Raw genomic sequence first — 6895 nt, forward strand, 5'->3', positions numbered from 1 at the left:
AGAGGCGCCGGGGCGGCGTGGGTCAGGCGGCGGGCTCACCGGCGCGAGCGCGCAACGCCGTGGCGGCCAGGGCCACGAACGCGGCCAGCAGCGCCGGGATGGCCAGCGCCCGCGGCAGGCCGCCCAGCTCGGCGGCGGCCCCGATCAGCACCGGTCCCGACAGGAATCCCAGATAGCCGATGGCCGCCGTCCGGGCCAGGGCCCGCCCCGCGTACGCGGGGTCGCGGTGGCCGGCGGCCGAGAACACCTGCGGCACGATGCACGACAGCCCGGCCCCGAAGCAGGCGAACCCGATCACGCCCGCCACCGGATGCCCGCCGAGCAGCGCCACGCCCAGCCCCGAGGCCGCCAGCAGCCCGCAGCCGCGCACCAGCGCCACCGCCCCCAGCCTGGCGGCCAGCCGGTCGCCCGCCAGCCGTCCCGCGGTCATCGTGGCGGAGAACGCGGCGTATCCCGCGGCGGCGAACCCGGCCGAGGCGCCCAGGTCCTCGTGCAGGTAGACCGAGCTCCAGTCGGCCGCGGCGCCCTCGCCCACCAGGCAGCAGAACGCCAGCACGCCCAGGAACACGATCCCCTTGGGCGGCCGGCCGCCGGCGCCCGCGCGGGCCGAAGGGGCCGGCCGCAGCGCCCAGCGCGCCGCCCACACCGCCAGCAGGACGATCACCACACCCACCGACACGAACGTGGTCGCGGGCGTCAGCGACAGGTGCGCGAACACGCCGCCCGCCGCCGCCCCCGCGAACCCGCCGATGCTGAAGACCGCGTGGAACGACGACATGACCGGCCGGCCGGAGGCCCGCTCGACCTGCACGGCGTTGGCGTTCATGGACACGTCGAGCACCCCGTGCACCAGCCCGAACACCAGCAGCGTGCCGGCCAGCACGCCCAGGTTCCGCGCGCAGGCGGGCGGCACCAGCACCACGCCCTGCGCCAGCGCGGCCGGGATCATGACGCGGGCGCTGCCGTACCGGTCCACCAGGCGGCCCACCACCGTCATGCCGGCGACGGCGCCGGCCGCGATGGCCAGCAGGGCGAGGCTGAGCCGGCCGTCGCTGAGCCCGAGGTCGTGCTTGATGGCGGGGATGCGCGCCGTCCACGTGCCGATGGCCGCGCCGCACAGGAAGAACAGCAGGTGGACGGCCGTTCGTTCACGTCTCACCCGGCCTGCCTGACCGTCACGCCGGCCGCCGAGAGGGCCTCGCGCTCCTCGGGAGGGATGCCGGGATCGGTCACCACGACGTCGAGCCGGGAGATCGGGCAGACCGCGCCGAAGGCCGTACGGGCGAACTTGCCCGAGTCGCAGGCCACGATCACCCGCCGCGCCGAGGCGATGGCCGCCTGCTTGACGGCGACCTCGGGCAGGTCGTGCGCGGTCAGCCCGTGCTCGGCCGACAGGCCGCAGCAGCCGATCACGGCCGTGTCGAAGCGCAGCGCCTTGATGGAGCTCTCGGTGAGGGGGCCCATGAAGTTCAGCTCGCCCTGGCGTACCTCGCCGCCGGGCAGCACCAGGCGCACGCGCGGCGCGGTGGCCAGCAGCGACACCGCCTGCAGCGCCAGCGGCAGCACGGTCAGGCGGCGGCCGCTGAGGGCGCGGGCCACCTCCAGCACGGTCGTGCCGCCGTCGAGCACCACCGCCTCGCCGTCGGCGATCAGGGAGGCCACCTCCGCGCCGATGTGTTCCTTGGCCTCCACCGCCTCCCGCTCGCGCACACCGAACGGTGGCTCCTCGCCGCGCAGCAGCAGCGACAGCGCGCCGCCCCTGACCCGGCGCACCACCCCCTGCTGGGCCAGCTCGTCCAGGTCGCGCCTGATCGTCATCTCCGACACGCCGTGTTCGGCGGCCAGCTCGGCGACGGAGACGCTGTCGTTGGTGCGCAGGGCGTTCATGATGGCGCGCAAACGATCCATGTGTTCATACAAACATGACCTATGTGCGCAATACAATGTCGGGCATGCGTGCCAGCCGCCTGCTCTCGCTGCTCCTGCTCCTGCAGTCGCGCGGCCGCATGACCGCGCCCGAGCTGGCGGCCGAGCTGGAGGTGTCGGTGCGCACGATCTACCGCGACGTCGAGGCGCTGTCGGCGGCCGGCGTGCCGGTCTACGCCGACCGCGGCCCCGCGGGCGGCTACCAGCTGCTCGACGGCTACCGCACCCGGCTCAACGGGCTGACCTCCGAGGAGGCCTCCTCGCTGTTCCTGGCGGGGCTGCCCGGCCCGGCCGCCGAGCTGGGGCTGGCGGAGGTGGCCGCCAACGCCGAGCTGAAAGTGCTGGCCGCGCTGCCGCCCGAGCCGCGCTCGCACGCCTCCCGGATGCGCGAGCGGTTCCTGCTGGACGTGCCCGGCTGGTACCGCACGAGCGACGACGTGCCGCATCTGAGCGAGGTGGCCGAGGCGGTCTGGGAGCAGCGGCCGCTGCGCATGACCTACCGCCGCTGGGGTCCTCGCGATGTCGAGCGGGTGATCCATCCGTACGGGCTGGTGCTGAAGGGCGGTTCCTGGTACATGGTCGCCGCGCTGTCGGACGGCCCGCCCGGCGGCGATCCCCGTACGTACCGGGTGGCGCGCATCCTGACGGTGGAGACGCTGCCGGGGCGGTTCAGCCGTCCGGAGGGGTTCGAGCTGGGCGGGTTCTGGCGTGCCTACGCCAGGGAGTTCCGCGAGCGCATGTACACCGCCGAGGCCGTCATCAGGCTGGCTCCCGGCAGAGGCGACCTGCTGGCGTACACGATGGGCGGCGACGTCGTCGGCGCGGCGCTGGCCGCGGCGGGGGAGCCCGACCCCGAAGGGTGGCTCACGCTCACCGTGCCGGTCGAGTCCGTCACGCACGCCCGCTGGCTGCTGCTGCGCATGGGCGCCGACGTCGAGGTGCTGGAGCCGCCGGAGCTGCGGGCCCTCATGCGTGAGGCGGTCGCCGAGCTCGGCAAGCTGTACGAATAATGAGGCGAGATCCGGGTCCGGTTCTGCCAGCATTCCGGCATGTATCTTCTCGCTTTCGCCGGCGCGTGCGTCCTGGTGGCCATGGCGCCAGGGGTGAGCACGGCCGTCATCATGCGCCAGACGCTGCGCGCGGGCCGCGCCTCGGGCCTGGCCGCCACGCTCGGCAACGAGACCGGCATCCTGCTGTGGGGGCTGGGCGCGGCCTCCGGCCTGTCGGCGCTGCTGGTGGCCTCGCAGCTGGCCTACGACGTCATGCGGGTCGTGGGCGCGGTGGTGCTGGTCGTCATGGGCGCGCAGGCGCTGTGGCAGGCCCGCAAGGGGGTGCCACCCGCCGAGGGCGAAGTGGTTCCCGGCCTGCGCGGGCCCTACCTGGCCGGGCTCGGGACGTGCCTGGCCAATCCGAAGGCGGCGGTGTTCGCGATGTCGTTCCTGCCGCAGTTCGTGCCGGCGGGGCGGAACGTGCCGCTCACGCTCGTCACGCTCGCCCTCGTGTGGGTGCTGGTCGACCTGCTCTGGTACACGCTGATCATCTGGGCCGTCGCGCGGGCGAAGGCGTGGCTGGGCCGGCCCGCCGTGCGGCGGCGGCTTGAGCAGGTCTCCGGCGTGGTGCTGATCGGGCTGGGCGTACGGCTGGCGGTGGAGTCACGATGACGATCTAGTGCGCGAGCGGGGGACGGGTGAGCCCCTGGTGCTGCTGCACTTTGGCGGCGGCCGACTCCGGCATGGGGGACGCGCGGTGGGAGGCGCTGTCCGAGCGATTCCGGGTGATCAAAGTGGATTTCCGTGGGTACGGGCGCCGCCCCTACCGCGCCGACGGGCTGTACAGCGACAGCGGTGACGTGGCCCACCGGCGATCGACGTGCCGGCGCTGGTGGTGGCCGGCGGGCACGACCTGCCGTACTTCGTGGACTCCGCCCGCCACCTGGCCGCCGAGCTGCCCCGGGCGCGGCTGGTGGAGCTGGAGTGGGCCGGTCACCTGCCGGCCCTCGAACGTCCTGAGGAGATCAGCGCGCTGCCGCTGGATTACCTTTGGTGCATGACGAACGACCTGGCGACCCTCATGAGGCAGGCGCAGGACGACGATCCGCTGCGCGCCCTGCACGCCACGACCGCGCTGCGCCGGGAGATCGAACGTCTGGAGGCGGTCCAGGTGCGGCGGGCCAGGGTGGCGGGGCTGGCCTGGGCGCAGATCGCCGAGGCGGTCGGCGTGAGCAAGCAGGCCGTGCACAAGAAGTACGGCCGCCGCTAGCTCTCCCAACGGCCGGCGAACCAGCGCAGTGCGATCTGCCAGGAGTAGCCGCGCCGGATGCGCCCGGCCACGTCGGGCGGCAGCGTGTCCAGGCCCCGGTGTTCCAGCAGGACCTCGGTGCCGCCCGCGACGGGGGTGAAGGAGACCTCGATCTCCATCCGCCCGGTCTTGTTGATCAGGTCGGCCCACACCAGGCGGTGCGGCGGATCCCAGGTGAGGACCCTGCCGGTGTCGACGTGGCCGCCGTCGGACCACAGCTCGCGCAGATAGCCGTCCTCGAAGCGGATGCCGACCGCGCGGGCGGGATCGACCCAGCTGTGGCGGCCGCGCACCCACCAGCTGTCGATCTCGTCGGTGAAGACGCGGAACGCGTCCGCGGGCTCGACGGGCACGGTGACGCTGGCCTGCACGGTGCTCATCCGCCGCGCTCCACGTGGTCCTTGAACGAGCCGAGCTGTTCGGCCCAGAACGCCTGCACCTGGTCGAGCCAGGCCTGCAGCGCCGCGAACGGCTCCTGGCGCAGGGTGTAGAGGCGCAGGCGGGCGTCGTCTCCGCCGGCTTCGGCCTGCACGAGACCGCCCGCCCGCAGCACCCGCAGGTGCCTGCTGAGGGCGGGCGCGCTCATCTCCACGGCCTGCGCGAGCTCGCCGGCCGGGCGTGGCCCGTCGCGGAGCAGGTCGATGACCTTGCGCCTGGTGGGGTCGGCGAGCGCCGCGAGCGTGCCGTCCAGATCGTTAACGTTGTTGTTAATGTTTGCCGCCTTCGTTAGGCTCTCTCCTTAACGATAGCGACAATTATTGCGGAGGTACGCTCATGGCCGCCGATCTCGGTTACTACACCCTGTCCGTCCGGGACATCGACAGGGCAGCCGCCTTCTACGGGCCGCTGCTGGGCTGGGAGTTCAGGCGCGAGCGCGACACGTACCTGCATGTCACGAACACCGCCGTGCCGATGGGCTTCGTCGCCGGCGAGCCCAGCGCGCAGCCGAACCTCTACTACCACGTGGCCGACATCGACGCGGCGGTCGAGCAGGTGCGCAAGCTGGGCGGCAGCACCGGGGAGGTGTTCGCCGGCCGGTCGGGGCGCGGTTGTTCCTGCACCGACGACCAGGGCACCCAGATCAGCCTGTGGCAGCCCGCCCCCGGCTTCGGCGGGGTGGCCGGCTGATCGCCTGGACGGCCGGGCTCGCCTCGGCCGTCAGTCTGGGGTCGCGACGGTGGTGATGCCCAGCGTGCTCGTCATGGGCAGCAGCCCCGCCTCGAACACCGCGCCAAGGAACGGCGCGACGAGCCCGGCCAGCCGCTCGGCGCGCTCCTCGCCGAGCAGCCGCCACGGCTGCGCCGCCAGCTCGTCCGTCATCAGCTCGACCCGCTCGCGCAGCGCCCGGCCCTGCTCGGTGGCCTCGCCGCCGGGGCCGACCAGGCCGCGCCCGGCCAGCCGGTCCCGCGCGGCGGCCCACTCCTGCTCGCTCCATCCGCGCCCGGCGAAGTTCGCCACGGGGGCGGCGCCGATCGCCGCGAACGACACCAGCGACTCGCACGGGTCCAGCTCCGCGGCCTGCAGCGCCGCCAGATGCCCGTCACCCCGGTGCTCGCGCAGTACGGTGGCGGCCTGCCACAGCACCAGGTGCGGCTCCTCGGGCCAGGGCAGATCGAGGTTGGCCGCGGCGAGCGGGCGCCCCGCCACCGTCACGCTCTCGGCCGCCCGCTTGGCCAGCTCCGCCGCCTCGGCCGCCTCGGGTCCGACCGCCTTGCCGCCCATCAGGTCGCGGTACGTCCTGTCGACCGCCGCCAGCCGGGCCGCCAGCACCTGCCCGGGCGTGGCCACCTCCCACACGGCCGGCACGTGCTCGGCCACCGTCCGCGGACTGAAGCTGTAGCACGCCGCCGTGGCCAGCCCCGCCCCGGCCCGCCCGAGCGGGGCCGAGCGGTAGGCGAAGTAGCTCGGCCAGCGCGATTCCGTGTCGTATCCGAGGGCCGCGGCCGCCTCGGACGCTTGGGGGGAGAAGTACACGGCCGCGTGGACCGGCTCGAGCTGGTGCCACATGCGGCGGGCCAGCCTGGACAAGACGCTCATGACGCATCCTCACTGTCTAGATAAGGTATGACGGTGACGATAGAGGTATGGCGCATCACTGGTCAATCACAAATAGACAGTTATGTCGGACGGTGGGTGGAGCTGGCTGTCCTGCTGGTGAACGAACTGGCCGTCACCCAGGCCCGCGGCCGCCCGGTCGCGCCGCTCCCCGCCCGGCCCGCGTACCCGTCCGCCGGGCCGCCTGCCAGGTTGTCTGCCGGGCCGTCTGCCGGGCCGTCTGCCGGGCCGTCTGCCGGGCCGTCTGCCGGCCAGGCCGGGCAGGCCGGGCAGGCTGGGCCGCTCGCCGGGCGGCGCGTCGCCCTAGAAGCCGCCTTCGCCCGGAGCGCCTGGACCCCCGCCCCACCGCCCCGCCCGGGCCTGCCAGGCACCGGCTCGGACACCACCTCTGCACCGGACACCACCTCCGGGCGTTCTGGGTCTGACGCTGCCTCCGGCTCGCGCACCGCCTCCGGCGCGGGCGTCAGGTCTGGGTCGGCCACCCCCTCCGGCGCGGACGCCAAGTTTAGGCCGGACACCACCTGCGGGCCGGATATCACCCCGGGGCCGGACACTGCCTCTAGGCCGGATATCACCCTTGGGGCGGGCACCACCCTTGGGGCTGTCTCTTATACAC

Annotated in this window: 9 protein-coding genes; 4 read left to right on the forward strand and 5 right to left on the reverse strand. The window is 73.7% G+C overall.

Annotated elements, in window-relative coordinates:
- Positions 1 to 22 precede the first annotated feature (22 nt).
- Positions 23 to 1159: an MFS transporter gene (locus E1292_RS31970; RefSeq protein WP_132599633.1), complete on the reverse strand. Its 1137-nt coding sequence runs from the start codon at positions 1157 to 1159 to the stop codon at positions 23 to 25.
- Entirely contained in the window at positions 1156 to 1908 is a 753-nt protein-coding gene (locus E1292_RS31975; RefSeq protein WP_132599635.1) for a DeoR/GlpR family DNA-binding transcription regulator, read from the reverse strand. The genes E1292_RS31970 and E1292_RS31975 overlap by 4 nt, the downstream gene beginning before the upstream one ends.
- A 44-nt stretch (positions 1909 to 1952) precedes the next feature.
- Here E1292_RS31975 and E1292_RS31980 point away from each other — a divergent pair, with 44 nt between their 5' ends.
- From E1292_RS31980 to E1292_RS56165, 3 genes are all read left to right on the forward strand, one after another.
- On the forward strand, positions 1953 to 2936 hold the full coding sequence (locus E1292_RS31980) for a helix-turn-helix transcriptional regulator (protein WP_132599637.1): 984 nt from the start codon (positions 1953 to 1955) through the stop codon (positions 2934 to 2936).
- 39 nt (positions 2937 to 2975) lie between these two features.
- Positions 2976 to 3587, forward strand: coding sequence for a LysE family translocator (locus E1292_RS31985; protein WP_132599639.1), 612 nt, complete (start codon positions 2976 to 2978; stop codon positions 3585 to 3587).
- Positions 3588 to 3795: 208 nt separating this feature from the next.
- The gene (locus E1292_RS56165; protein ID WP_439331918.1) at positions 3796 to 4185 is read left to right on the forward strand and encodes an alpha/beta fold hydrolase; all 390 of its coding nucleotides are present in this window, start codon (positions 3796 to 3798) and stop codon (positions 4183 to 4185) included.
- Here E1292_RS56165 and E1292_RS31995 read toward each other — a convergent pair.
- Both E1292_RS31995 and E1292_RS32000 read right to left on the reverse strand, forming a co-directional pair.
- Positions 4182 to 4604 (reverse strand): SRPBCC domain-containing protein, encoded by a 423-nt coding sequence (locus tag E1292_RS31995; RefSeq protein ID WP_132599641.1) that lies wholly within the window; start codon positions 4602 to 4604, stop codon positions 4182 to 4184. The two genes, E1292_RS56165 and E1292_RS31995, sit on opposite strands and share 4 nt — an antisense overlap.
- Positions 4601 to 4936, reverse strand: coding sequence for an ArsR/SmtB family transcription factor (locus E1292_RS32000; protein ID WP_132599643.1), 336 nt, complete (start codon positions 4934 to 4936; stop codon positions 4601 to 4603). The genes E1292_RS31995 and E1292_RS32000 overlap by 4 nt, the downstream gene beginning before the upstream one ends.
- Before the next feature lie 62 nt (positions 4937 to 4998).
- Between E1292_RS32000 and E1292_RS32005 the strand changes: the two genes are divergently transcribed.
- On the forward strand, positions 4999 to 5352 hold the full coding sequence (locus E1292_RS32005) for a VOC family protein (RefSeq protein ID WP_132599645.1): 354 nt from the start codon (positions 4999 to 5001) through the stop codon (positions 5350 to 5352).
- Positions 5353 to 5382: 30 nt separating this feature from the next.
- Here E1292_RS32005 and E1292_RS32010 read toward each other — a convergent pair whose 3' ends face one another.
- Positions 5383 to 6261, reverse strand: coding sequence for an SCO6745 family protein (locus E1292_RS32010; RefSeq protein WP_132599647.1), 879 nt, complete (start codon positions 6259 to 6261; stop codon positions 5383 to 5385).
- Between the last annotated feature and the right edge of the window lie 634 nt (positions 6262 to 6895).

The organism is Nonomuraea deserti (assembly GCF_004348685.1).
GTDB lineage: Bacteria > Actinomycetota > Actinomycetes > Streptosporangiales > Streptosporangiaceae > Nonomuraea > Nonomuraea deserti.

Coding starts and splice junctions, on each gene's coding strand:
- E1292_RS31985 (WP_132599639.1), top strand. CDS start 2,976: ATGTATCTTCTCGCTTTCGCCGGCGCGTGCGTCCTGGTGGCCATGGCG.
- E1292_RS31980 (WP_132599637.1), top strand. CDS start 1,953: ATGCGTGCCAGCCGCCTGCTCTCGCTGCTCCTGCTCCTGCAGTCGCGC.
- E1292_RS31995 (WP_132599641.1), bottom strand. CDS start 4,604: ATGAGCACCGTGCAGGCCAGCGTCACCGTGCCCGTCGAGCCCGCGGAC.
- E1292_RS31975 (WP_132599635.1), bottom strand. CDS start 1,908: ATGGATCGTTTGCGCGCCATCATGAACGCCCTGCGCACCAACGACAGC.
- E1292_RS32005 (WP_132599645.1), top strand. CDS start 4,999: ATGGCCGCCGATCTCGGTTACTACACCCTGTCCGTCCGGGACATCGAC.
- E1292_RS32010 (WP_132599647.1), bottom strand. CDS start 6,261: ATGAGCGTCTTGTCCAGGCTGGCCCGCCGCATGTGGCACCAGCTCGAG.